Origin of the sequence: Paenibacillus sp., assembly GCF_048976745.1 — a bacterium.
Lineage (GTDB): Bacteria > Bacillota > Bacilli > Paenibacillales > Paenibacillaceae > Paenibacillus.
The window spans coordinates 88,597-112,562 of sequence record NZ_JBHGUU010000001.1; the positions used below are offsets into that span (position 1 = coordinate 88,597).

Annotated in this window: 25 protein-coding genes and 1 rRNA gene; 4 read left to right on the forward strand and 22 right to left on the reverse strand. The window is 46.6% G+C overall.

Going from position 1 to position 23,966, the window contains the following annotated elements; genetic code table 11:
• Positions 1-291: 291 nt before the first annotated feature.
• Complete coding sequence (locus ACE3K2_RS00410; protein WP_421885422.1) at positions 292-753, forward strand: MarR family winged helix-turn-helix transcriptional regulator; 462 nt, start codon at positions 292-294, stop codon at positions 751-753.
• Positions 754-838: 85 nt separating this feature from the next.
• Here the strand turns inward: ACE3K2_RS00410 and ACE3K2_RS00415 are convergent, their stop codons facing one another.
• The 3 genes from ACE3K2_RS00415 to ACE3K2_RS00425 form a co-directional block, all read right to left on the reverse strand.
• Positions 839-2,344, reverse strand: a complete 1,506-nt coding sequence (locus ACE3K2_RS00415) for an MDR family MFS transporter (RefSeq protein ID WP_421885497.1) — start codon at positions 2,342-2,344, stop codon at positions 839-841.
• Between the two features lie 108 nt (positions 2,345-2,452).
• A complete protein-coding gene (locus tag ACE3K2_RS00420; RefSeq protein WP_421885425.1) occupies positions 2,453-2,995 on the reverse strand; it encodes a GNAT family N-acetyltransferase in 543 nt (180 codons plus the stop codon).
• Positions 2,996-3,223: 228 nt separating this feature from the next.
• Positions 3,224-3,520: a hypothetical protein gene (locus tag ACE3K2_RS00425; RefSeq protein ID WP_421885428.1), complete on the reverse strand. Its 297-nt coding sequence runs from the start codon at positions 3,518-3,520 to the stop codon at positions 3,224-3,226.
• Between the two features lie 185 nt (positions 3,521-3,705).
• Here ACE3K2_RS00425 and ACE3K2_RS00430 point away from each other — a divergent pair, with 185 nt between their 5' ends.
• Positions 3,706-4,203 carry a GAF domain-containing protein gene (locus ACE3K2_RS00430; RefSeq protein WP_421885430.1) on the forward strand — a complete coding sequence of 166 codons (498 nt, stop codon included), beginning with the start codon at positions 3,706-3,708 and terminating at the stop codon, positions 4,201-4,203.
• A gap of 152 nt (positions 4,204-4,355) precedes the next feature.
• Here the strand turns inward: ACE3K2_RS00430 and ACE3K2_RS00435 are convergent, their stop codons facing one another.
• The 7 genes from ACE3K2_RS00435 to ACE3K2_RS00465 form a co-directional block, all read right to left on the reverse strand.
• Positions 4,356-5,132 (reverse strand): MerR family transcriptional regulator, encoded by a 777-nt coding sequence (locus ACE3K2_RS00435; protein WP_421885432.1) that lies wholly within the window; start codon positions 5,130-5,132, stop codon positions 4,356-4,358.
• 366 nt (positions 5,133-5,498) lie between these two features.
• Positions 5,499-6,923, reverse strand: a complete 1,425-nt coding sequence (locus ACE3K2_RS00440) for an aldehyde dehydrogenase family protein (RefSeq protein ID WP_421885435.1) — start codon at positions 6,921-6,923, stop codon at positions 5,499-5,501.
• 176 nt (positions 6,924-7,099) lie between these two features.
• Positions 7,100-7,522, reverse strand: a complete 423-nt coding sequence (locus ACE3K2_RS00445) for a universal stress protein (RefSeq protein ID WP_421885438.1) — start codon at positions 7,520-7,522, stop codon at positions 7,100-7,102.
• 18 nt (positions 7,523-7,540) lie between these two features.
• On the reverse strand, positions 7,541-8,761 hold the full coding sequence (locus ACE3K2_RS00450) for an MFS transporter (protein WP_421885442.1): 1,221 nt from the start codon (positions 8,759-8,761) through the stop codon (positions 7,541-7,543).
• Positions 8,762-8,989: 228 nt separating this feature from the next.
• On the reverse strand, positions 8,990-9,442 hold the full coding sequence (locus ACE3K2_RS00455; RefSeq protein ID WP_339304296.1) for a MerR family transcriptional regulator: 453 nt from the start codon (positions 9,440-9,442) through the stop codon (positions 8,990-8,992).
• Between the two features lie 191 nt (positions 9,443-9,633).
• Positions 9,634-9,990, reverse strand: a complete 357-nt coding sequence (locus ACE3K2_RS00460) for an SdpI family protein (protein ID WP_421885445.1) — start codon at positions 9,988-9,990, stop codon at positions 9,634-9,636.
• Between the two features lie 200 nt (positions 9,991-10,190).
• Positions 10,191-12,530 (reverse strand): heavy metal translocating P-type ATPase, encoded by a 2,340-nt coding sequence (locus ACE3K2_RS00465; protein WP_421885448.1) that lies wholly within the window; start codon positions 12,528-12,530, stop codon positions 10,191-10,193.
• A 252-nt stretch (positions 12,531-12,782) separates the two neighbouring features.
• Between ACE3K2_RS00465 and ACE3K2_RS00470 the strand changes: the two genes are divergently transcribed.
• A complete protein-coding gene (locus ACE3K2_RS00470) occupies positions 12,783-13,154 on the forward strand; it encodes an ArsR/SmtB family transcription factor (protein ID WP_100526808.1) in 372 nt (123 codons plus the stop codon).
• A gap of 151 nt (positions 13,155-13,305) precedes the next feature.
• Here the strand turns inward: ACE3K2_RS00470 and ACE3K2_RS00475 are convergent, their stop codons facing one another.
• From ACE3K2_RS00475 to ACE3K2_RS00520, 10 genes are all read right to left on the reverse strand, one after another.
• Positions 13,306-14,466 carry an AI-2E family transporter gene (locus tag ACE3K2_RS00475; RefSeq protein ID WP_421885452.1) on the reverse strand — a complete coding sequence of 387 codons (1,161 nt, stop codon included), beginning with the start codon at positions 14,464-14,466 and terminating at the stop codon, positions 13,306-13,308.
• A 316-nt stretch (positions 14,467-14,782) separates the two neighbouring features.
• Entirely contained in the window at positions 14,783-15,817 is a 1,035-nt protein-coding gene (locus tag ACE3K2_RS00480; protein ID WP_421885455.1) for an LLM class flavin-dependent oxidoreductase, read from the reverse strand.
• Between the two features lie 157 nt (positions 15,818-15,974).
• Complete coding sequence (locus ACE3K2_RS00485; protein ID WP_017690814.1) at positions 15,975-16,286, reverse strand: ArsR/SmtB family transcription factor; 312 nt, start codon at positions 16,284-16,286, stop codon at positions 15,975-15,977.
• A 114-nt stretch (positions 16,287-16,400) separates the two neighbouring features.
• Positions 16,401-16,982, reverse strand: a complete 582-nt coding sequence (locus ACE3K2_RS00490; protein ID WP_421885462.1) for an NAD(P)H-dependent oxidoreductase — start codon at positions 16,980-16,982, stop codon at positions 16,401-16,403.
• 163 nt (positions 16,983-17,145) lie between these two features.
• On the reverse strand, positions 17,146-17,568 hold the full coding sequence (locus ACE3K2_RS00495; RefSeq protein WP_421885465.1) for a MarR family winged helix-turn-helix transcriptional regulator: 423 nt from the start codon (positions 17,566-17,568) through the stop codon (positions 17,146-17,148).
• Between the two features lie 190 nt (positions 17,569-17,758).
• Positions 17,759-18,436, reverse strand: a complete 678-nt coding sequence (locus ACE3K2_RS00500) for an NAD(P)H-dependent oxidoreductase (protein WP_421885468.1) — start codon at positions 18,434-18,436, stop codon at positions 17,759-17,761.
• Between the two features lie 203 nt (positions 18,437-18,639).
• Complete coding sequence (locus ACE3K2_RS00505; RefSeq protein WP_421885471.1) at positions 18,640-18,810, reverse strand: hypothetical protein; 171 nt, start codon at positions 18,808-18,810, stop codon at positions 18,640-18,642.
• A gap of 71 nt (positions 18,811-18,881) precedes the next feature.
• On the reverse strand, positions 18,882-20,159 hold the full coding sequence (locus ACE3K2_RS00510; RefSeq protein WP_421885474.1) for a hypothetical protein: 1,278 nt from the start codon (positions 20,157-20,159) through the stop codon (positions 18,882-18,884).
• Entirely contained in the window at positions 20,156-20,734 is a 579-nt protein-coding gene (locus tag ACE3K2_RS00515) for an RNA polymerase sigma factor (protein ID WP_421885476.1), read from the reverse strand. Before ACE3K2_RS00515 ends, ACE3K2_RS00510 begins: the two co-directional genes overlap by 4 nt.
• Before the next feature lie 178 nt (positions 20,735-20,912).
• Positions 20,913-21,647 (reverse strand): class I SAM-dependent methyltransferase, encoded by a 735-nt coding sequence (locus ACE3K2_RS00520; RefSeq protein ID WP_421885479.1) that lies wholly within the window; start codon positions 21,645-21,647, stop codon positions 20,913-20,915.
• A gap of 163 nt (positions 21,648-21,810) precedes the next feature.
• Here ACE3K2_RS00520 and ACE3K2_RS00525 point away from each other — a divergent pair, with 163 nt between their 5' ends.
• Entirely contained in the window at positions 21,811-23,166 is a 1,356-nt protein-coding gene (locus ACE3K2_RS00525; protein WP_421885482.1) for an MATE family efflux transporter, read from the forward strand.
• Positions 23,167-23,319: 153 nt separating this feature from the next.
• On the opposite strand, the gene ACE3K2_RS00530 is transcribed toward ACE3K2_RS00525, so the two are convergent.
• Together ACE3K2_RS00530 and rrf are read right to left on the reverse strand one after the other, a co-directional pair.
• Positions 23,320-23,673: a FlxA-like family protein gene (locus tag ACE3K2_RS00530; protein WP_421885485.1), complete on the reverse strand. Its 354-nt coding sequence runs from the start codon at positions 23,671-23,673 to the stop codon at positions 23,320-23,322.
• A 172-nt stretch (positions 23,674-23,845) separates the two neighbouring features.
• A 5S ribosomal RNA gene (gene rrf, locus ACE3K2_RS00535) occupies positions 23,846-23,962 on the reverse strand.
• Positions 23,963-23,966 lie beyond the last annotated feature (4 nt).

The window sequence follows — 23,966 nt, forward strand, 5'->3', positions numbered from 1 at the left end:
GGCTTGACCCAACCTCCTGCCGGAGGCGGAGAAGACGCGGCACCTCAAGGATGATTTTTCGGCATGATGAATGATCAAATTTTAAATGCTAAAAATGCAAATCTTGTGACATATCGCATGTTTTTCGTAGAAATAGAAGTTTACAATTAAACCATGGCGACAACCTGAATCGTCAACCATAACCAACCAACTCATATAAGTTGAAATACTCTTTTACATGAACAGCATAACGAAGAGGACTACTCTTCATCATTTCAACTTATAAAATTAATCTGAAAAGGCGGGATCAGCATGCTGGAATTAGAAGAAATCGGAACCGAACGTTCACTTCATCTGTACCGCACCTTGGCCCAGACATTCAAGAGCGTGAATGAACACGCTGTATCCGGAAGCAAAGTGCATGGCTTCAACCCTACCGCATACGGGGTGCTCGAAGTGTTATATATGAAAGGGGCACAGCCGATACAACAGGTTGGCGCACAACTTCTGCTGCAAAGTGGTAATGTGACCTATGTAATTGATAAGCTGGAGCAAAAAGGGTTGTTACACCGCAAACATTGTCCGCAAGACCGACGTATCATCTTTGTGGAACTGACCGAAGATGGAAAGCGTACCATGGATGACATCTATCCAGGTTATGCATTGAAGATTGATCGTGCTGTAAGTGGACTGAGCGAGGAAGACAAGGAATTGCTGTCCGAACTTTTGGGAAGGCTTGCGCATTCTGCAGACCGCTTATCATCGAACAGCTAGACTATTCATTGCACATGTACCATCAACAAAAATAACCGGATCTGCCTGACATCGGCGAATCCGGTTTTTCGTATACATCCACTTTTTACTTCGAACCTTGTGGTTGCGGTGGAGCATCTGCATCTTCGGGTACAATTAAACGTTTGCGTAGAGCAAGCGTCGTTACCCACGATACCAGAGCAATGACAAACATAATGACAAACAGGGAATGCAAGCTTCCTTCCAGCACGCTCCGTAGTAGCGCCCACTTGTCATCCGATAGTGCTGCATCCGTATGTGGTGCGAGCAGTTCGTTCAGATCACTCTCCGATATTCCGGCCTCTGCCAGATTTTGCTCGCTGGATAACGTGGAGATCCGATAATTCAACCATGTCCCAAAAGCCGCTGCACCAATCGTCTGTCCCAATGTACGCATGAACGTATGCAATGCCGTAGAGGAACCACGTTCCTTATATCCCACGGAAGACTGCGAAATAATGGTGAATATCGTAAACGCAAATCCGAAGCCGAGACCATATATAAAGGTCAATATAAATAACACAGCCTGCGGGGATGTACCCCCCACCAGAAAGAGTCCACCCGAACCGATCGCAATGCCCGTTAAACCAATCAATGCGGTCAACCGTGATCCAATTTTCATTAGCAGGCGGCCTGCCAACACGCTACCAATGAGCCAACCTACCGACATCGGTGCGAGTAACAACCCGGATTCCGTCGCATTTCCTCCCCGAACCCCCTGCACCCAGAGCGGCAAATAACTGGTTAGGCCGATCATCAGCGTACTGGTTAACAGTCCGGCGATATTCGCCACACGGATGTCCCGAATTCGGAACAGATGTAGTGGAACCATTGGGGCCTGAGCTCTTTTTTCCACCACAAAAAATAAAATAATAAACAGGGCGGCAACCACACTCAGCCCTACAATCAACGGAGAACTCCACGCATAATACTGCCCACCCGCCGACAGGACAAATAACAATGCGGTAATGCCCACCGTGAAGGTCAGCGCACCGACATAGTCAATTTTGGCTGTACGTGGAGAGATATCTTCCTTCAGATAACGAAATACAAACCACATCGCGAGCAAACCAAACGGCACATTAAAACCAAAGATCCACTGCCAGCCAAGATTGTCTACAAAATAACCGCCAAGCAGCGGTCCCGCCAGAGAGGAAATGCCCCAAACGGAGCTGATCCAGCCCTGGATTTTGCCACGTTCTTCAATGGAGTAGATGTCCCCAATAATCGTAAATGTAACAGGAACTACCGCACCCGCACCAATCCCCTGAATAGCCCGGAAAATAATCAATTGCTCCATATTCTGCGACAGACAGCACAAGAGGGAACCCAGTAAAAATAAGGCACAGCCAATTAGAAATACAGGCTTACGTCCATACAAGTCACTGATTTTGCCGAAAATGGGCGTACTCACAGCCATCGTCAGCAGGTATGCGGTGAAAATCCAGCTCAGCAGCTGCACACTTCCCAGCTCACTGACAATGGTTGGCCCTGCCGGACCAATTACGGTACCTTCAATCGCGGACAGAAATGTCGCGAGTAACAGCCCCGTCAAGATGAAACTGCGCTTCAATCCTCCAGTTGCATTCACAAAAACCCTTCTCTCTTTGTTCTCTATATAATTGGTGCTTCTCCAGCTTTGTTCTGTTTCTTCGTTTACAAACAAATATATACTGTCTCTTTACTTACCTTTTTTACGAAGAAACTCATCATACAACATCGAATACATCACCATATCCTTGTATCCGGTGGACGTATGTTGTACCTGTCGCAGGAGCCCTTCTCGTGTGAAGCCGCGATTTGTCAGGAACTCGCCGGAAGCCAGATTGCGCGGATCAACCAGCGCTTCAATCCGATTAAGACCCATGGTCTCATATCCAAACGGCAGCAATGCCGAGAAAGCCTCCGTCATATACCCGTGTCGCCAGTAGTCACGTCCCAGCTCATAACCGATCTCACCCCGGAATGCGCCTTCAAGCTGCCAAGTGTTAAATCCACAGCTGCCGATAAGCCTGCCTGTTTCTTTGAGTTCGATCCCCCAACGGATCGCATCCTCTTCTCCTGCCATTTGGTTGAGCAGTGCAATCATGTCCGCCGCTTCGCTTGTCCCAATCATGGGTGCAAGATTCATGTAACGGGTCACCTCGCGATCTGACCAGCATGCGAACATCTGGGCCGCATCCCGGCGACGCATTTTACGCAGACGAAGCCGCGCAGTCTCCATTTCTGGAATTCTTCCTTTGCATTTATACATATAAAGACACTCCGATCCGATCCATCTCCGCAGACCATAAGATTCACTAGTCATCTAATCATAACCTGCGCCGAATGGCAACTGTTCAGTCATGGACACACGTCAAAAAACCGGGCCAATATCGCTCCCGGTCTTGTTGTCCGTATGGATCCATTCAAGTTTGAATGAATCACGTCATTGTGCTTGTCCGAATGAATTTTAGGCTTTGGACGTTTTCTTTTCCTTCGCCAGCAATTCATCACTAACTCGACCAAGTACGGTGGTGATTTCCTTGAATTCTTCAATACCAGTCCCGGTTAGGCTCCATTGGTCCCCGTGGGCGGTCAGGAAGTTCTCCTGTGTCAGGTGTTCAAGCTCCTGCTTGATCTCCCGCTCTCCAACGCGATATCCCCGTTCTTCCAATAGGGGTAGCGCCTCGCTAACGTTCAAATCCTGATTTTGGGCGAAATATAGTAGATGAATCCGTACAAAAAGATTCTGTACCTCTGCATGCATAAGCCAAGCTCCTTCCCGGGTTGTAGCCCTCCGTGGTTGCTAAGTAATTACCCCACGTGAGAAGCTGAGAAACAGGAGGATTCTTCTGGTATTCCCTTCCCTTTCCGAAATCCTCCGCTTGACTAACCGCATCCTCTGCACTATCTTGAAAATAAGTACCATTTTGCTCGGGAGGGTGATTTACCATGTTTCAAGCTGTTTCCTATGAAGGAACACGAAGTGAGCAGCACACCGCCGTCCTGGGACAGTTAAGTGCTCTGATCCGCGATGAACCCAGTGCGATTGCCAATCTGGCGAACGCTGCTGCGCTGCTCAATGTATTTATGACCGACACCAATTGGGTCGGCTTCTATCTGTATGATGGAAAAGAACTGGTCCTCGGGCCATTCCAAGGACTGCCTGCCTGTATCCGAATTCCATTGGGACGTGGTGTATGCGGCACATCTGCTGCGGAAAAACGTACCCTGGTCGTTGACGATGTTCATGCCTTCCCAGGCCATATTGCCTGTGATGCAGCATCGAACAGTGAGATTGTCGTACCTATTATCAAAAACGGTGAACTGTACGGGGTGCTGGATATCGACAGCCCGATCAAAAACCGTTTTGACGACGAAGATCGCGTCTTCCTGGAGAAAGCCGTAAGCCTGCTCACAGAGCAGTTGGAAGCAACCGTATCTATTTAGGGAATGATGAACAAGGTGATTAGAGACTTCATCACACACGATGGTGAATGACCTGTAATAACAAAGAGCGCAGTCCTCCTAGAGGTGTGCGCTCTTTGTTATCCAAGTTGTTTCACACCCATGTTCTTGCTCGCCCATGTTACTTTATGCATCTAGGATAAATCGTGTTCCGCTTTAATCATCATCCCATCCCGCAGGAATTCAGCCAGCCTCGGGTGGTAACCATCATACATCTGGCGGAAATTTTTATGCTCTACATACAGATTGGCCAAATCCCGATAGATATCAGCAGTGGGTGTATAATAACCTTTGATCCATTCAAGATGCCTGCCAATAATCCGTTGCACTTTCGCACTACCGGGTTCCAGTCCATCTTCAATGGCCTGTTGCAAGTCAAGATGAACCTGATCAATTTTGGCCTGGGAATCCAGATAATCTTCTTTGGATTTCATCTCCTGGTTTGACTTCTGAACGCCCTCTTTCTGCATTCGTTTCACATCATTATTGACTACATGGTCAGAACCCGATTCATTCAACAAATGGTGACGCCTTTTATCTACAAAACCGATATACAGCTCATGTTCATCAAGTTCCTGTTCACCTTGCAAATGAGAGATCGTTTTGTCCAGTGTCTGAATCAATCCCTGCAGACGTAGTGCCTTCTCCAGAATCTCAATGCGATGTTGCTTCATGATGCTGATGACACCCTGAGGATCATCCCTTAACATAGGGCCAATCTCGTTCTCCTCCATACCCACTTCCTTACAAAAAAGGATTTGTTGGAGTCTCAGCAATTCCTGCTTTTCATAATAGATATCCTCATCCAAATCCCCGAAGGCCGGATTTAGAAGACCTGTCTGCGCATACTGGCTCAGTTTGTTCAGACTTACGCCTGACATTCCCGATACGTCAACCATGGAATATGCCAATTGAATACACCTCCTGCCTGTCCTGAACTCCAGAGTTCAGGCTTATTTCATACTGCATTTTATTTGAATAATGAGAGAATATAAGACTTTCGGCAGTGCCGTACCGCTTCATTCCGCTCGTGCTCTGGATCGGTACATCATGCTTCGGTGATATGAGCGACGTTTGGTCAGTTAAGTTGCGGTATGTAACTATGTTATACCCGTCTCATCAGATGTGAACCCGCAGTCAGTGAAGAATCCGTATGTATTTTTGAAACTTTTTTCCATGATCTTCATCTAAAAAAACCTGTGCCATTATTCTGGCACAGGCGTGTGTGGTTATGTTTCCATTAGCATACGTATATTGAGCAAAAGAATGGAAGAGAATCACCCTTTGTTAAACATAACAAACTTCAATTCCGTCATTTCTTCAACAGCATATTTAACACCTTCACGTCCAATCCCACTTTGTTTCACACCACCATAGGGCATGTGATCCACTCGGAACGTGGGAATATCATTAATCATAACTCCGCCTGCTTCGATCTGGTCGACAGCATGGAGGGCCGTATGAATATCGTTTGTAAATACCCCTGCCTGAAGCCCGTATATAGAATCGTTAACATGTTCGATACCCTCTTCAACGGAATCCACCGTATTGATCACCACGATGGGTGCAAACACTTCCTGACAGGATACCTTGGCATCACGTGGAACGTTAACCAGCACCGTTGGACGGAGAACGCCTCCTTCAGCTTGACCGCCTGCTGCCACTTCTGCCCCGGCCTGTTTGGCTTCTTCAATCCAATCGAGTGTACGCTGTACATCCTTGGAGCTAATCAGCGCAGAGACCACCGTCTCCGGGCTCAGCGGGTCTCCAACCACCACTTGTTTGGCCGCTTCAGCGAAACGCCGGATGAATTCTTCCGAGATATCACGATGTACGTAAATTCGCTGTAGTGAGATACATACCTGTCCCTGATACGTGAAAGCACCCGTCACACAACGAGGAACCACTTTGTCCAGATCTGCGTCCTTATCCACGATCACCGCTGCATTCGACCCAAGCTCCAATGTCACACGTTTTAGTCCTGCTTTGCTACGAATGCTCGTGCCTACCGCTGGACTGCCTGTAAACGTAATGTGGGCAACACGAGGGTGTTCAACAAGCACATCCCCAATGGTTTTGCCGTCACCACTCACCACGTTCAGTGCACCATCCGGCAATCCGGCTTCCTGAAGCAGATTAGCGATGTAATAGGAGGACAGGGGTGTCTGCTCCGCAGGTTTGAGAATAATCGTATTGCCTGCTGCAAGCGCTGGGCCTACCTTGTGGGCTACCAGGTTCATTGGAAAATTAAACGGCGTGATCGCACCGATGACGCCCAGTGGTTGCCGCATCGTATAACCGATGCGTCCTTCTCCCCCTTTGGCTGCATCCATCGGTACCGTCTCACCGGTCAGCCGCTTGGCTTCTTCGGCGGCAAAACGATACGTTTCCACCGTACGGTCAACCTCGGCCAGTGCTGCGGTGATTGGCTTCGCCGCTTCAAGCGCAATAATTCGCGCTGCTTCTTCCTTGCGGTCTTCAAGCATGGAGGACAACTTGTACAGAATATCTGCACGCTGATGTGCAGGCATCTTGCGCATTGCCTTCCCAGCCTGAACCGCAGCTGCAACAGCAGCCTCCGCTTCCTCTGCTGAGGCCGACGAGACTTCTGCCAGCGTTTCCCCGGAGTATGGTGCTTGAAGTGATTTATAATCTACGGATTCGGTCGGTTTGCCACCGATAAACAGATGTTGTTTTTTCATATGCTGCATCCTCCATCCAATAATGACTACAAAAATATGACGGTATATTACCTTATCTATTTATACACTATTTCCGTGCCATCAACCCAATACGGTATTCGGCAATCATGGCTTGTAACGTGCCTGATAAGACATTGTTGCGATCTTGAGCCGCAGCGATACAAAGATTCTAGCGCCTACTTCACCGTCAGGACGGGGCACTCTGCATGTTTTAACACACCATGGCTTACACTGCCTATGATCATCTCTGCAAGCACACCCTTCCCACCTGTACCCATCACGATCATTCCACACTCTCGTTCACGTGCCACACGGCAGATCTCATGAACGGGATCACCGGCAATTAGCAGTGTTTCATATGCTACATCGCGTCCAGACAACTGTCTGGTCACCGGTTCGATAATATGTTGCCCTTCTTCGGCAATCCGAGCCTCCAGATCAATACCTAAGGCAGGTTCATTGATGGAAATGGCAGGATTAACATGCACAATGATCAGACTTGCGGGTTGTTTCATATCCTCAGCCAGAATCAGGGCTTGCTCCAAAGCCTGATGCGCATGATCCGAACCATCAACAGCAACCAATATACGTTTCAGCATTGCAATTCCTCCTCTGAATTAATGAGATGTAATGGCGGAATCAATATCCCGCAGATGACGACGACGTACCAGCAGCACCACGACACCAATCAGAACCATGAGTGCGCCAAAATAAAACGGCGTTTCCGGCAGGAACCATTCAGATAATTTACCTGCAAGCCATGGAGCAAGTGCACCACCCAGGAAACGAACGAAACTGTATGCAGCAGAAGCAACCGAACGCTCCACAGGTGCAGCTTCCATAACCGCTGTTGTAATCAATGTGTTGTTAATCCCGAGGAAAATCCCTGCCACAATGACTGCCACAATAACGGTAGTTGGCGAACCCATTACAGTACCTATCGCCATAACAACCAGATCAATCGCGAACAATGTAAGCATGACACTCATGGACGGAACCGATCCGAATCGGCGTTGCAGTCTTGGTGCAACAAATACCGACGTAATTGCCAGCATCAATCCCCAACCAAAGAATACATATCCCAGGCCGTGCTCATCCAGATTCATGACATATGGTGAATAAGCCATCAAAGTAAAGAATCCAAAGTTATACAGGAAGGCAGTAATCGCCAATGTTTTCAGTGAAGGATAACTTAAAGCTTTGAACGGATCGGACAACGAACTGCGTGTTTTCGGTTTGGCCATTTTGGGAAGCATAAATGTAATGCTGACAAATGCAATAGCCATCAGAACAGCTACCCCGTAGAACGGGCCACGCCAAGAGATGGAACCCAACTCACCACCAAGCAGCGGACCCACCGCAATCCCGAGACCAAGTGCTGCTTCGTACAAAATAATGGCCTTGGCTGTCCCCGACGTGGACAGTCCCACAATGGCAGATAACGCCGTTGCGATGAACAAGGCATTACCAAGTCCCCATCCGCCACGGTAACCAACCAGTGCGCCTACAGTGTCTGAGGTACCGCCGAGGAACGAGAAGATAATAATCAACAATATGCCGCTAAGCAATGTCCATTTCACACCGATGCGGCTGGATACGACCCCTGTAATCAGCATCGCTACCCCGGTTACAGCGTTATAACTGGTAAATAGCAGCGACACCTGGCTTTTGGAAGCATGCAGCTGATCTGCAATTGCCGGCAGGATCGGGTCAACCAGACCCAGACCCATAAAGGATATGATACATGCAAAGGCGACGGCCCATACCGCTCTCGGTTGAGACAGCAGGCCCCCACGGGATGACGGCAATTCGTCCGGTAAGGATGGCTCTCTTTTCATACGTAATTCCTCCTGTGAATAATTTATATGGTGAAACTTTTTATTTGAAAATGAAGTGAAAACAATGAAAAAGTTCTATACATTTTCATAATTAGAGGTAACAAAACGGCACAAATGACACCGAAACATCCGGTGTTTGTACAGGATCGCCACAGGTACTATGGTGCTCATTCCATGTAGCGATGAGGTGTATACAGTTTTGTTTATTAAACATTAGATCTAATACGCTTACCCGTCTTCATCACTCTGCGGATCATGTGCCTGTAACTTCTGAATACCACTCCTAACACGTTCACGCAGCTCTTCCAGTTCAGTCTGTACCGCATGTATGCTCTGAAGTTTCTGCTCAATCAGTTGCAGCTGACCATCCAGCGTTGTTTCCATTGTGGTGAGTTTCTCAATCCGTTCTCTCACTTCGGTTGTCTGCTGGTAGTCAAAACGTTGTTCGTTTAATGCATCTGCCGTTGCCACATAGGTATGTAGCTCCTGAAGGGAGAAACCAAGTACCTCTTTGGCGCGAACTACCTTCTTCAGATAATCGATATCTTCCCGAGTGTACAACCGCGTCCCACCGTCTGTCCGCTGAGGTGAAGGCATGACACCAATCTCTTCATAATACCGAATGGTTCGCTTGGTCAAACCACATTCCTTGGCTACGTCATCGATTTTATAGAAACTCATTTCCCTCACCCCTCTCATATGTCTTTATTGTTATGTATATAATTATATATAATATTAACGTTAACGTCAACGTTAGATTTCACGCCTCTAGTCCTAGAAAGTTTTACAGCCTCTCCACTTCTCTATCTTCAACAAAAAAAGACCCGCTTCACACGCGAGTCTTCCTCTCTACACGATTCATTCATTTTACCTTAAACGTCCTGCTCATTCTGTTGCTGTTGAGCACGCTGCATTTGCTTCAACCGGCCTTCAACTCTGGTAAACAGTCTGAACGTATAAAACCCTGTAGCAACCAGACTCAGCACCAAAGCTCGTACATCTGTAAGCCAGAAACCGATAATGCCGAATATTGTGATAATCACACCAAATTGCATCATCAGATTGGCGCTATAACTTTGCGCTTCGTTCCACAACTCGGGATTACTCATTGCGCGCGGAGTACGATATCCATATATTCCGTTAATCATTTTCGGTGGTTTTTTGAACACCATGAACCCCAGAATGAAATAACACACTCCGATGATGATCCCAACTATTGCTCCTGCCAAAATGTTCTCCCCTTCACTGTTGTCTTCCATCGCTGCTTACACTGGCACTTCGATGACAGAATAACCTTCCGATCACTGTTATACCAAGTTATTTCTGTCCTCTCCGTTCTCGTGTAAATGTCTAGTAAGACTTTTCTACATAAAAAATATAAAAACGGCTCTACGTATATACGAAGAGCCTCCTGAATCGTTTCGTAAACTTAAATATCCTTCACACGAAGTACACGCATGGCGTTCAGAACAGCAAGCACTGTGACACCCACATCGGAGAATACCGCTTCCCACATGGTGGCTATGCCGAACACGCCGAGTAGCAGGAAGATCGCCTTAACCCCCAGAGCAAACGCGATATTTTGCCACACAATCATTCGTGTACGCTTTGCAATGCGGATTGCACTCGCCAGTTTTGACGGTTCATCGGTCATGATAACCACATCTGCCGCTTCAATCGCAGCATCCGAGCCGAGTCCCCCCATCGCCACGCCCACGTCGGCGCGTGCCAACACAGGGGTATCGTTGATGCCATCACCGACAAACACCATTTTCTCCTTCGGAGATTTGGCAGCTTCCAGTTGCTCCAGCCGTTCGACTTTGTCTTGTGGCAGCAATTCAGCATAGACCTCATCCACACCCAGCTCACGTCCTACCGCTTCACCCACGGCTCTCGCATCACCTGTCAGCATGACCGTTTTGCGGACGCCGAGCTTCTTCAACGCCTGAATCGCAGCAGCTGCATCGTCCTTCACTTCATCGGCGATGATCAGATGACCAACATACGTGCCAGCTTCAGCCACGTGGACTATCGTTCCGGCCGTCTCTGGTGTGGTATAGGATATACCTGCCCGCTTCATTAATTTGGCGTTGCCTGCCAGCACTTCCCGACCATCCACGCTCACCTTGATCCCGTGTCCGGCAACTTCATCATAACCTTCCACACCTTGCGTGGGAATAACTTTGGCCCAAGCTGCGCGAATGGATTCGCCAATCGGATGATTGGAATTGGCTTCAGCAATAGCTGCGAGTTTCATCAGTTCTTCTTCCGTTCGTCCCCCTTCAGGACGAATGGCTGTTACTTTGAATACACCTTTGGTTAGTGTACCCGTTTTATCAAAAACAACGACTTTCACATCGTTCAATGCTTCAAGATAATTACTGCCTTTGACAAGAATCCCGTTACGTGAAGCCGCTCCGATACCACCAAAGAATCCAAGCGGAATAGAGACCACCAGCGCACAAGGGCATGAGATAACCAGGAAGACCAATGCTCGATAGATCCAATCGGCAAATGTTGCACCACTAAGTATCAACGGCGGAACAAATGCTATCACGGCTGCAAGGATCACAACAACCGGCGTGTAATAACGGGCAAATTTACTAATAAAATGTTCTGTTTTCGCTTTCCGGCTGCTCGCGTTCTGCACCAGGTCCAAAATCTTGGATACCGTTGATTCACCAAACGTTTTGGTAACTTCAATTGTCAGCAAGCCGTTCTTGTTCACAAATCCACTCAGTACATCACTTCCGGGCTCCAGCTCACGAGGTACCGATTCACCTGTCAGAGCAGAAGTGTCCACCATGGAACGCCCAGTTCTAACGATACCATCCAGCGGCACTCGCTCTCCTGCTTTCACGACAATACGATCACCAATCCGTACGTCTTCCGGAGATACACGCCGGGTCTCGTCACCCGAACCCGTCAAGATATTCGCGTAGTCCGGGCGAATATCCATCAGGGACTGAATCGACTTGCGTGACCGATTAACCGCCATGCCCTGAAACAGCTCTCCAAGCTGATAGAAAAGCATGACCGCTACCCCTTCCGGATACTCTCCAATGGCAAAGGCACCCAAGGTAGCGACGGACATCAGGAAGTATTCATCGAACACCTGACCTCGGAGGATGTTTTTGGACGCCTGGAGCACGATATCTCCCCCGGCAATCAGATACGCGAGCGCATACAGCGTAAACTGTGCCCAGCCCTCCAGCGGCGACCAGATCGCAGCTGCGAGCAATACAGAACCGGCAGCAAGACGAGCAAGCAATACTTTTGTCTGGCCTGCACCATGTTCATGCGAATGGCCTGCATGAGCATCATGATCATCGGTGTGGCTATGATCGTGATTATGTCCAGCATGACTTCCGTGCTCGTGTAGTTGACCCTGCGAATCTCCATGATCATGAGTGTGCGAGTGATTACCATGTGAATGTCCATGATCTTGTCCGGCATGGTCATGACCATGGTCGTGTGAACCAGCCGCACTCCCTGTACGGGTATGCACATGTCCGTTTACCTGTTTTCCTTTTTCCGAGATGCGAATATGCGGCTCCAGCCGAAGCACTTTGCGCTTCGCTTCTTCGACTACCTGTTCATCCATATCCGAAGTGGTGTGAAGCGATAATGTTTTGGTAACAAAATTGACGGAGCATTCGTTAATGCCCTTAATTTTTTTGACGCCATTCTCGATCTTTAATGCGCAGTTCGCACAGTCCAACCCATCAAGCAGCAGTTCCCTTTTCACCTGTTCCTGTCCGGTTCCCATGTGAATTCTCCCCTTTGCAGTACAAAAACAATGTTATCATCCAATTACTTTCAATATATGAGCACTCATTCATATGTTTGGTTACCCCTATTATATGCACGCCTAAACATGAGTGTCAACAATCGATGTTGATTTTTCATACAGATTATGCTAATAGTAATTATTTCGCTTTAGGCGGGTTTTGGATATAATAGAGCTATAGTTAAACTTTTGCATAGCAAAATGTTGAGTTAACATAGGCGGTGATAGGAAATGGAACAACCGGTTAAAGCACCAAGCGAATGTGATGCAGCCTGCTCAGGTACTGAAGCGGATGTGCAGACGATTCGCACTTCACTCATAGATCGGGAGACCTCTTCCGAGATGGCAGATTGGTTCAAGGCATTCAGCGACCCAACACGTCTACGTATTATTGATGCGCTGTTACAGAAGGAATTATGTGTTCATGACCTGACGGTTCTGCTCGACATGGGACAGTCGGCCATTTCACACCAGCTGCGTTCACTCCGCAACATGCGGATCGTCAAGCGGCGCAAGGAAGGCAAGACCGTGTACTACTCTCTGGATGATACTCATATTGAGCAGATTTTCCTGCAAACGCTCCAGCATATTAAACACAGCTAGGCAGCAGCCAAGCTTGTTCATGAAGAAGAACCCCCGCCTCTCGGCTATATGCCGATGGACGGGGGTTCTTCTTGGTAAGGGTACCGTTTTGTACAAAATACAACGTGACTATTCCTTCTGATTACCGATCGAATGGAGCTTGACACTTCGGTTACAAAAGATTGTTCTTGTTTGGATCGTACAGGCCGGATCTGTCCTTGAACCAGTTGAAGATATGCGATACACATACTTTCAGCACCGCGTATCCTGGAACAGCGAGCAGAATACCTACGACTCCAAACAGATTACCGGAAGTCAGAATGACAAAGATAATCGTGATGGGATGAATCTTCAGCGTTTTACCCATGATCTGTGGCGAGATAAATTTACCTTCGATTAACTGTACGATCGTCCATACGGCGACCATCTTCAGCAGCATTACCGGCGAAGTGACGAGTGCTACGATCAATGCTGGTGTAATCGCAATTGCAGGTCCCAGATACGGAACAACACTTGTGAACGATGCAATAATTGCAAGAATCAGTGCATAATCCAGACCAATGACCATATAACCGATGTAGAGCAGGATACCGATGCAGAAGCTGACAATAATCTGTCCACGAATGAATGAACTGATCTGGTGATTGATGTCTTCCAGCACATGCATTGCACCCGTACGACTTTTGATTGGCAGGAAAGACAAAATCTTCGAAGGAAGCTTCTTGCCATCTTTCAGCAAATAGAACAGGATGAACGGAACTGTTACGATGGACAGCACGGTCTCCGTGAACGCTCCGAGGAATCCGCCCAATTTGTTCCAGGTCGAGTTCAGAATTTCAGTAGCCTTTTGGGAGATTGTTCCCCACCAATCCTGAGAATTCAGATTCACCGTCTCCTGGAACTGACCGAACAGTTTACTGCCCGTAAGCTCCTCAAACTGCTGTTTCACCGTCTCACTATACGTTGGGAAATTTTCAATCAGCCCCACAATCTGGTTACGTACAACCGGAATGACCGCCAATACTACAACCGTCAGAATGCCTCCAATTGCAAGATACAAGATCAGAATCGACCAGCCGCGTTTAATTTTCCACCTCTCCATCAGATCCACAACCGGATTCAGCAGATAATAGAGTATGCCTGACAGAATAATAGGTAACACAATGGTTTTGATGAGTACTGCGAGCGGATGAAGAACAAAGGATACTTTGGTCAGAACCATGACGTTCAGTCCCACCAACAGCAGAATTAGCAGAAATAACACAAACTTGTTATTAAGAAAAAATCGCTTGAACCGCTCCGGCCAAACGCGGGGTTGCTCAGGTTGCTCCATAGGCGTGTCGTCCTCTCTTATGTATCCTTAATCAAATATCAAAATTCAAATCTAGATAAACGCCCCTTACACACGAATAAATAAAATCCCTTGTACAAGCCAACATATGTATAACACTCTGGATTTATACGTATGGTGCTGATTAACCGTTTCAAATTAAAACGGTAAAGTCATTTTACCCCAAAATGAGTCTTCTGCCCCACACAAATTATTTGCAAATTCTCCCTATTCAAAAACGGCCCGCCTCACTGGGAGACGAACCGAAATTTGTAGCTATACCTTGCCATTAAGCCAGCTTTTATGCTGAAAATGAAGATTAAGCTTTACCCGCCAGTTGCGCGATTAACTCATAGGAATGCAGGCGTGCCTTATGATCATAGATCATTGACGTAATAATCAGCTCATCTGCTTGTGTCTGCCGAATGAAGGATTCCAGCTGTCCACGTACGGTTTCCGGGGAACCATTAACGGCAGCCTTCAGCGTCTGCTCCACACCAGCCTTCTCACGGTCCGTCCATTTGCCTTCCATCTCTGCTGGAGGCTGTACCAATCCCGTTGTGCCGCGAATAATATTCAGAAACTGCTGTTGCATCGTTGTGCCCAGCCATGCTGCTTCCTCGTCTGTATCCGCAACAACAGCGTTAACCCCAACAATCACATGTGGTTCCTTCAAACTGTCAGATGGTTGGAAATTGTTTCGATACGTCTCCAGTGCAATCCGTGTGTAATCAGGCGAGAAGTGGCTGGCAAAAGCAAACGGCAATCCCAGCTGACCTGCCAGACGTGCACTGAAATCACTGGACCCCAGCAGATAGATTGGAATATTCAATCCTTCTCCGGGAACTGCGCGAACAGGTGCATGATAAGATGTCGCTGAAGCATCAAAGTATGCTCTAAGCTCTGCCAACAGTTCCGGGAAATCTTCCCCGCTGTTCAGATCTTTGCGTAGCGCGAGCGATGTACGGCGGTCACTGCCGGGTGCACGACCCAGACCCAGATCGATTCTGCCAGGATACAGGGACTCTAGAGTGCCGAACTGCTCAGCGATGACAAGCGGTGCATGGTTGGGCAGCATGATGCCTCCTGAACCCAGACGAATCGTATTTGTTCCACCAGCCAGATATCCAATAACAACCGAAGTTGCGGAAGAAGCAATCCCCGGCATGTTGTGATGTTCAGCTACCCAGTAACGGTGGTATCCCCAACGCTCAGCATGCTGTGCCAGATCCAGACTGTTGCGCAAAGCATCAGCTGGTGTTGCACCTACAACGACGGGAGCCAGATCCAGGATGGAAAGCTTAACGTCATTGATGTGTTCTTTATGGGATGAAGCCGTATTTTCTGTAGTCATTATCGTTTAATCTCCTCGATGATTATATTTTTGTATATCCAGATATATAGATTAATTAAATCGAAATTGGATATGGTGTTGTTGATAAACTAGCCGTTTGCATCCGGACGGAATCCCTGCCTGCATGTGCATCCTAGCTTCCGTTCCGGCATCCGGCTTATAACTCGTTCTGCACGTACTCGGCAAACTGACGGATCGTCTCTTCGTTGCGCCGATAATACGTCCATTGTCCTCTGCGCTCGGAGAGCAACAACCCTGCCTTGAGCATAGTCAGCAGATAACTGGATATAACCGACTGAGCCAGTCCAGCCTTCAGTTGAATCGTGCCAACACAGATACCGTTCTTGCCACCATCAGGATGCTGAGATAGTTCCAGCGGTGGAAAGTGTTGCTCCGGGTTTTTGAGCCACAACAAGATTTGCCTACGTGTCTCGTTCGATAAAGCTTTGAATATAAGTATAGGTTCCATGGGTACGATTATACCCCCTTTCAACCATTTTGCAAACACATGAACAAACAAACCGACTCATGATCGAGTCGGTCTGGAATCATATGGAATTCGGATCTGAAATCAACATCCATATTAGAATTTGGTTGTAACCGTTTGTTTAACCTGGTCCAACATGGCTTGATATGCGGGTGCATCCAGGTATCCAATGCTACCGAAGAGCAGATGATCCACAGCTTCAATACCTACAAAATCGAAGATACCTACGTCTGAAGTTAATTTCAATCCAGTAGTCATGCCAATCTGATCGTAAATTTCACTTGGTGTACCATGTGTGTTGATGATAAGTCCTTTTTTGCCTGTCAGCAATTTCTCGATTCCCGCTTCACCTGCTGCATATGCAAAACCATAGGCAAATACACGGTCAACATACCCTTTCATAATGGCAGGAAGACCTGTCCACCAGATCGGATAGATGAATGTAATGGCTTCTGCATCTGTAACGAACTGTTGCTCTGTCGCGATATCCTGTGGCGTCTGTCCTGCACGCATGGAAGCTGTATCGGCCTCTGTCAGTACGGGTTGGAATCCAAGCTTATACAAATCACGAACAACCACTTCGTGGCCTTGAGCTTCGAGAGCTTCTACAGCAGTATTGAGGATTGCGTTATTCAAGCTGTCTGTGTGCGGGTGAGCATATACGATAAGATGTTTCATAGTGTTAATCCCTCCAGGTTTGGTTTGAGTTAGCTTGCGAAAATGGGGTTGCATTGATACGCCACATACATAGATATCTATGTATGTGGTTAAAAAAATATTTAGTCTCCTCTGCCTTCACCCATTCCAATCTGGAAGGGTTGCAGACAGAAGAGTTCATTCATTATAACTTTCGGACAATAATGGACAGCAAGCTCTCCAATTGCTCCGACTGTTCATCCGACAGGTCACTATAGATGATGTCATTAATCTGCTCTGACACCTGATGGAAGATCGGTTCGAGTCGCTTTCCCTGTTCGGTTAGGCGAATCATCGTCACCCGGCTATCTTCGGCACTCTTGCTACGTTCAACATATCCAAGCTTTTCCAGCTTGTTGACCAGTACCGTTACCGTGGGTTGCGTTCGTAGAATACGTTCAGCCAACATCTTGATCGACAGCGTCTCTTCCCGGTACAAAAACATCAATACATCCCCGTGAGAAGGTACAATGCCTGTCACTTCATGCTGTTCCAATTCGTGAACAATCCGCTTGTTAACATGGTCTCTGATTCTTGCAATCAGTGCAATTGCGTTGTATTTTGGCATGACCTCATTATACATAGATATCTATGTATTTTCAAGTGCTTATTATTAAAAAAGCAAAACAGCCCTTTCCATCCTTGTACCTGTGGAAAATATCGGGCTGTTTCGATCCTGCTTAGTTTTACTGATCCTGGGTTTTATAATGTAGATCTTAGATTATCATTTTTGGATTCATGTTGAATTCTTGCTGAGTTCAGTTAATCCATTGGGTAATTTTCTCAACCGATTGTCGGGACTTCTCACGCGTAGGCTCCTCTACCCGATAACCAAAGGCTGCCATCATAGAGACATCCCATGCCCCATCCTCCAGCAAGCCCTCTTCTTCCAAAATTCGATGAACATCCACACGGCTGAAACCTTCAATCGGACAAGAATCAATCTCGATTTGAGCTGCCGCCGTCATCATGTTACCGAGTGCAATATACGTCTGTTTGGATGCCCAGTCGAATAATGATCGTGGATTTTCCAGAATTCTCTGGTTATTTTGGAACTTTCCATAAGCCTCACTTGTTAACTTAAATACGTCATCCGGCATTCCTTTGGTTTCCTTCAGCATGTACTCTGCATAGGGAGAATTATAACTGGCATCTGACCGGGCCAAAATAACAACAAAATGACTTGCTGTAGCCAATTGCTTTTGAGCACCAGAAGAGACTTCGGACAGACGCTTACGCAAGTTCGGATTTTGTACAATCAGAAACTTCCACGGTTCAAGTCCAATGGAACTTGGAGATAATCTGCCTGTTTCCAATATAAATTGGAAATCCTCATCCGAGATTTTGCGGGTATCATCAAAGATCTTCGTTGCATGCCGGAAATGATAAGCCTTTATGATGTCTTCTTTAGTCTTTGACTTTGCTGTAACTTCCATGAAGCTCCACGTCCTCTTTTTTATATTTTTATGTTGAATCGTCAGTATCCAGTTTTTGATTTGCTTAAGTATTAGTTTAGAATCTATATCCGAAAATGAAAAGTACGCACATTATTGTTTCTCAGTTTCTATAAGTAAGTATTGTATCCTAACAAGGAAAATAGCCACTGCAGGACATAAATCTTCTCCTAGACGGCTTATTCTCACACATGAAGTTTATAATTGCTCCACCCATTCATTTTCGGAAATGACGGTATATCCTTCTTGTCGCAGCAATGCTGAGGTGACAGCTTCTCCACAAGCTCCTGAATTTTCTCATCCTGGCTTGCTGTTCCATTGTAACGGCAGGCTACCCCCGCCAGACATGAACTCAACAATATTTCATCCTTATCTCCTTATGCTCATTCCATCGTATGAAATAAATTGTAACATATAAGATCAAGCCCTATATCTCGCCTCTGGTGATCATCTTGATCCGTCCATCTTCCCTGTATTCAACCTGAAAAACATCCTTGCTCGACTCCAGTTCAAATGTGACCATGCCTGGATGATCAGGATTACGGTGAAGTTTGTATGCTTGAAGATCCATTTTAAATATTTGTTTAATGATCGGTTCCACTTTTCCTCTAAGAAGAGATTCATCTATATTATATAATTTCTGATAATAAGCCTCTATTTCCTCCCAGTCTGCAAAGTCTTGCTCATAGTGATTAGCATCCCCAACCGTGTAACCCAAGCCCTCTTTTCCTTCGGTCATCTGCACAAAATAGTTATTCTCAAAACTAAGAGATACCGTGTCTTTCCCAAGTTCATCATCCTTGGTTCGATGCACACTTACCAGATCAAGTGTGGTTTTTCCCGACAATGCTTCAACCGCTTTCTTGGCATCCGCCAGAGCAGTCACAGATACCTGATCAACACTTAGCTCGCCTGAGATGGATACGGCTTGGTCCTGCTGCCATACAATCTCCCCATAACCAGTCTCATTCTCTAACGCTAATGTAGTATACGATATCGGCTCCAATTCGCCTTGCTTCATACTCACATAACGTTGAACGGATAAAGGTTTAAGTGTTGGAGTACTGCCTATACTTTGCAAAAGCGATGGAACCTGGCGCAGATAGCGGTGCTCCAACTCACTGGGCCGCATCTCACCTCTCATCTCCACTTCTCGCAGATTGCCTGTTGCCGCATCAAGCCATATCTGCGCGTACTCCTTCTCACTTTCTTTTCCAGCCTCTACATATATTCTGCCGGACACAGGCAAGTCTTCCACTTTTGTAATCCTCAGCTGTTTACCCAGATCGTCTCGCATCGTCGTGGCAACATTTCTTTTCATTTTGTCGGTTAACAGATCCGTGCTCAGATTATCGGATAACTGTAACGCTGTTGTCGGATAGACCTGCTCAATCACCGGCTTAACCAGCTGTCCATCATCCCAGATCCATAGGAACAATCCCGCAGCAATAACCAACGCACCCATGCCTGCAACAAGAGGCCCTCTTCTAGTGCGACGTTTATGTGAAGCGTTGCCTACTTGTGGTCTAAACGGCCTGGATGACCTGGAACTGTCCTCTGAACTATCTCCCTTGCTTCGTTCTTCCGACTTCTTCATCCACTCCACCAGTTGAAGCACATTCCGCTTGTGATCATCTGTAAAAGGAGACGATGCAAACGGTCCCTTCCGGATCTCCTTTTCCCATTGCTCATCCTTGTGTGTCATTGGCTTCGCTCCTCCCATTGTTTCCGTACCTTATCTTTCCCTCGGGAAAGTCTGGATTTCACTGTGCCTGAGCTAATTTTTAACATCTCTGCAATCTCACTCGTCGTGAGCTCATACTTTAGGTTGAGCAAAAGAATCTCCCGGAATTTCCTCGGCAACGCTAGAACAATATCCCAAATTTCATGGACATGCTCCTTACGTATCACTTCCATCTCGGCCGAAGGATGTGAAGTTTTCTCTTGGATCATTACTCGTTGTCCTGAATGCTCCCGCTCTGTCTCCATAGAAAGTGTCTCTCCCCACAGACTGCTACGAAAGAATCTGGATTTTCGATATGTAAACGTGGTGTTTCTAGTAATCGTCAACAGCCATGTTTTCAGTGAGCACTCACCGCGATATTGGGCGATCCCCGAGTATACCCGAATAAATACCTCCTGTGACAATTCATCTGCCTGTTCGGCACTTTTGGTCAGAAAATAAGCGTAATTCCACACATCGTTTCCGTAGTCATCCATCATGCTGCAAAGTGTGTAATTGTCTATGGTCTGAGCCTGTGCCAGAAATTGATAGTCCAACTGTTGTTCACCTCACTTAATATGACTGAATCCACTGTGGTTTGGTTCCCTGTTTTGGACATTATTTCTTAATTATTGTAGCAAAATAAAAAAACAGCGTGTTCAACCTCGCTGAACACGCTGTTCGCTTTAAGCATTTTCCTCATTAGACATCTCGTCTAACAAGGCACTTTCTATATCATACTTTGACGGCTTTAATCATTAGAAACATGGGTCTTCGATTCTCGTCTCGCATGCCAGGAACCTGTTCAATCATTTCTGGTGATGGCTTGGATTCAGCTACCTTTTGAATGGCAAACCCGGCCTTAATGAGTTCATTCATATGTGTTGCCAGTGTACGATGATATTTAACCACATCCTGATTCAGAAAGTTTTCCACACGCTTCCCTTCATCGTGGTAATCATCCACGGGCCAGTGCAAGATCTCACCTTCAGGTCCGTAATGCCAATCCTGCGCAGCGCGAGCGGTGAAGATGGGATGTTCGGAGGATAGTACAAATGTGCCCCCTTCAACAAGACAATCGTTGATCTTAGCGTACACCGTGTCTAACCGTTCAATATAATGCAAGGCAAGTGAACTGATCACAACATCAAATTGTCCAGCTGCAAATTCAATATCTTCAATCGCCAGCTTCTCGTACTGGATCTGTGGGTCAACCGTCATTTCACGAGCGCGCTGGAGCATATTTTCAGACAGATCTACTCCGATTACTGAACTGGCTTGTTGCTCGCGCGCATACCGACAGTGCCAACCAAAACCACATCCCAAATCCAGCACACGTTTGTCTTTCAAATCAGGCAAAAGGGTCTGCAGTTCATGCCATTCCCCAGCTGCATCCAGTCCTTGAATAGAACGGGCCATCTTACTATAGCTATCAAAAAACTCAACTTCATCGTATTTATTTTGTTTCATGAAGCGATTCCTCCAGCCTAATAAATATCCACCCTACTTTACCACATAAACGATATTTAAACGCAAAAGTTGCCAAGAGAATTCAAGCCGTGTTATCATACAGAACGAACGTTCAGTATTATTTAATGCAGAATGAACATTCAGTTTACTAACGGAGGTCAATATGAATACGAAATGGACGCATCCACTGGAAGGACAATCTGTAGGTAAAGCTTTTATAAGTTACCTTGTGCCTTCCGTATTGGGGATGCTGGTAGTTGCTTTTAATTTTATTATCGACGGCATTATGGTTGGGCACAAACTGGGCTCTACCCCGATGGCCGGAATCGGCATTGCCTCTCCTGTCTACACGCTTTTTGTTGCCATGTCGCTGTGGATTGGTATGGGCGGGGCAACCTTGTACTCCAACGCGATGGGTAGAAAAGATATCACATCAGCCAAACAAATTTTCACCAAATCCGTTATGCTCATTACACTCGTTACGATAGCCATTGGATATACTGCATATACGTTCAAAGAAAAGCTGGTATACTCCCTAGGTGCTAACGCTGAGACCTTCCCGTTTGCTTCAGACTACATGAATATCATGTTGTTGTTTGGGTTCGTCTTCACCATTGAGAATGCACTCTCTATTTTTGTACGAAACGATGGGAATCCCAACACATCCATGTACGCTCAGATTACCTTCGCTGTAGCCAATATCATTATTAACTATGTAACATTGTATGTACTCGAGTGGGGGGTCCGCGGTGTAGCCATCGGTACAATCGTATCGGCATCTCTTGCACTGCTTGTCCTGTTCACTCACTTTTTCAAAAAAACAAATAATCTCACGTTCACCCGGTTCAAATGGAATAACAAACTGCTGGCCTCCCTGCTGCTCATTGGCTTCCCCAGCTTTCTGGCTGAACTTGGCATGTCAGTCTTCTCTGTCTCCCATAACATCTCGATGGACCGCATAGCGGGTACAGATGGCGTAGCATCCTTTACCGTGTTGAACTATATCCATGGTGTTGTACTATTAGCGTTCCTGGGCCTGGCGTCTGCTGCCCAACCTCTGGTTAGCTATTATCACGGTGCGAAAAAGATTCAACGGGTACAACAAACGTTACGTTTAGCCACCAAAACAGCTCTGGCATGCGGTCTACTTTTATTACTAATTGTTCAAATTGGTGCACCTTATTTCGTTCAAATCTTTGGAAACTTCAGTAGCAGCGTAACAGATAATGCCGTATACGGACTACGCATATTTACATTTGCCTATGTGTTCATGGGTGTTAACTTTGTCATGAGTACCTATTTCCAATCTGTAGGTAATGCCAAAATGGCCATCTGGATTACCGCTGCACGTGAGATGATCATTATGATTGCATTGATTGCAATCCTGCCTTACTTCTTTGGTGTCACGGGTGTGTGGCTTGCCGTACCGCTGTCCGAAATGCTGGTTCTCGCAACCATAGCGGTGTACTATAGAAAACGATCCCTTACGGATCGAATAAACGCGTTACAGGCTGAATAACATTAACAGATGTTATAGCGGTTTCAGATAACAGATAAATGATACGAAGGTAGCATCCAAGTAGACCTCATAAATAATCTAACAGACAAAAAAACAAGCCCTGCACGATCAATATAGATCTTCAGGGCTTGTATTTATCCTACGTTAGAGTAATTAGATGCGTATATCAAATCGACCATTGCTATCTGTTGTTGCATTCACAATTTCCTTAGGGGTAGCTACGCCCTTTCCATTGGATGGAGGTTGGGCAGATGGTGCCTCCTTAGCAACGGTTGTACTGGCACCTTGGGAGCTTTGCTGTGCAATCTGTGACTCAATCTGCTTGATCTGCTGTTCAAGCTGTTTAGTCTTTGTCTCCTTGGTTTGCTCATCGTCCTTGCTAGATTGCACTTTCTCCAGTTGAGCTTCAAGTTTCGTCTTTTGTTTCTCCAAGCTACTTGAATTGTCCGAACTCGAAGATGTGGATATGTATGATGTTGTGGAGCTGGCTGCAGAAGATATATTCATTATAGTTCTCCTCCTCTTTACATGGCTTCACTATACCCTATCGCACTGAAACATACGTTAAATTCAACTGAAAGGTTGCTGAAGGAGTTAAGAATCAGAAGTCTTATTTGTCGGCAGAAAATAGTAACACAAAAAAAGACACACTCGATATCATCAAGTGTGTCTTTCAATTGCTTGGCGGCGTCCTACTCTCCCAGGACCCTGCGGTCCAAGTACCATCGGCGCTAGAGGGCTTAACGGTCGTGTTCGGGATGGGTACGTGTGGAACCCCTCCGCCATCGCCACCAAACGCG

Bases quoted from the DNA above. Each gene is read 5' to 3' on its own strand.
- ACE3K2_RS00410 (WP_421885422.1), top strand. From the start codon at position 292: ATGCTGGAATTAGAAGAAATCGGAACCGAACGTTCACTTCATCTGTAC.
- ACE3K2_RS00420 (WP_421885425.1), bottom strand. From the start codon at position 2,995: ATGGAGACTGCGCGGCTTCGTCTGCGTAAAATGCGTCGCCGGGATGCG.
- ACE3K2_RS00425 (WP_421885428.1), bottom strand. From the start codon at position 3,520: ATGCATGCAGAGGTACAGAATCTTTTTGTACGGATTCATCTACTATAT.
- ACE3K2_RS00430 (WP_421885430.1), top strand. From the start codon at position 3,706: ATGTTTCAAGCTGTTTCCTATGAAGGAACACGAAGTGAGCAGCACACC.
- ACE3K2_RS00440 (WP_421885435.1), bottom strand. From the start codon at position 6,923: ATGAAAAAACAACATCTGTTTATCGGTGGCAAACCGACCGAATCCGTA.
- ACE3K2_RS00445 (WP_421885438.1), bottom strand. From the start codon at position 7,522: ATGCTGAAACGTATATTGGTTGCTGTTGATGGTTCGGATCATGCGCAT.
- ACE3K2_RS00450 (WP_421885442.1), bottom strand. From the start codon at position 8,761: ATGAAAAGAGAGCCATCCTTACCGGACGAATTGCCGTCATCCCGTGGG.
- ACE3K2_RS00455 (WP_339304296.1), bottom strand. From the start codon at position 9,442: ATGAGTTTCTATAAAATCGATGACGTAGCCAAGGAATGTGGTTTGACC.
- ACE3K2_RS00465 (WP_421885448.1), bottom strand. From the start codon at position 12,530: ATGGGAACCGGACAGGAACAGGTGAAAAGGGAACTGCTGCTTGATGGG.
- ACE3K2_RS00470 (WP_100526808.1), top strand. From the start codon at position 12,783: ATGGAACAACCGGTTAAAGCACCAAGCGAATGTGATGCAGCCTGCTCA.
- ACE3K2_RS00475 (WP_421885452.1), bottom strand. From the start codon at position 14,466: ATGGAGCAACCTGAGCAACCCCGCGTTTGGCCGGAGCGGTTCAAGCGA.
- ACE3K2_RS00480 (WP_421885455.1), bottom strand. From the start codon at position 15,817: ATGACTACAGAAAATACGGCTTCATCCCATAAAGAACACATCAATGAC.
- ACE3K2_RS00485 (WP_017690814.1), bottom strand. From the start codon at position 16,286: ATGGAACCTATACTTATATTCAAAGCTTTATCGAACGAGACACGTAGG.
- ACE3K2_RS00490 (WP_421885462.1), bottom strand. From the start codon at position 16,982: ATGAAACATCTTATCGTATATGCTCACCCGCACACAGACAGCTTGAAT.
- ACE3K2_RS00495 (WP_421885465.1), bottom strand. From the start codon at position 17,568: ATGCCAAAATACAACGCAATTGCACTGATTGCAAGAATCAGAGACCAT.
- ACE3K2_RS00500 (WP_421885468.1), bottom strand. From the start codon at position 18,436: ATGGAAGTTACAGCAAAGTCAAAGACTAAAGAAGACATCATAAAGGCT.
- ACE3K2_RS00510 (WP_421885474.1), bottom strand. From the start codon at position 20,159: ATGACACACAAGGATGAGCAATGGGAAAAGGAGATCCGGAAGGGACCG.
- ACE3K2_RS00520 (WP_421885479.1), bottom strand. From the start codon at position 21,647: ATGAAACAAAATAAATACGATGAAGTTGAGTTTTTTGATAGCTATAGT.
- ACE3K2_RS00525 (WP_421885482.1), top strand. From the start codon at position 21,811: ATGAATACGAAATGGACGCATCCACTGGAAGGACAATCTGTAGGTAAA.
- ACE3K2_RS00530 (WP_421885485.1), bottom strand. From the start codon at position 23,673: ATGAATATATCTTCTGCAGCCAGCTCCACAACATCATACATATCCACA.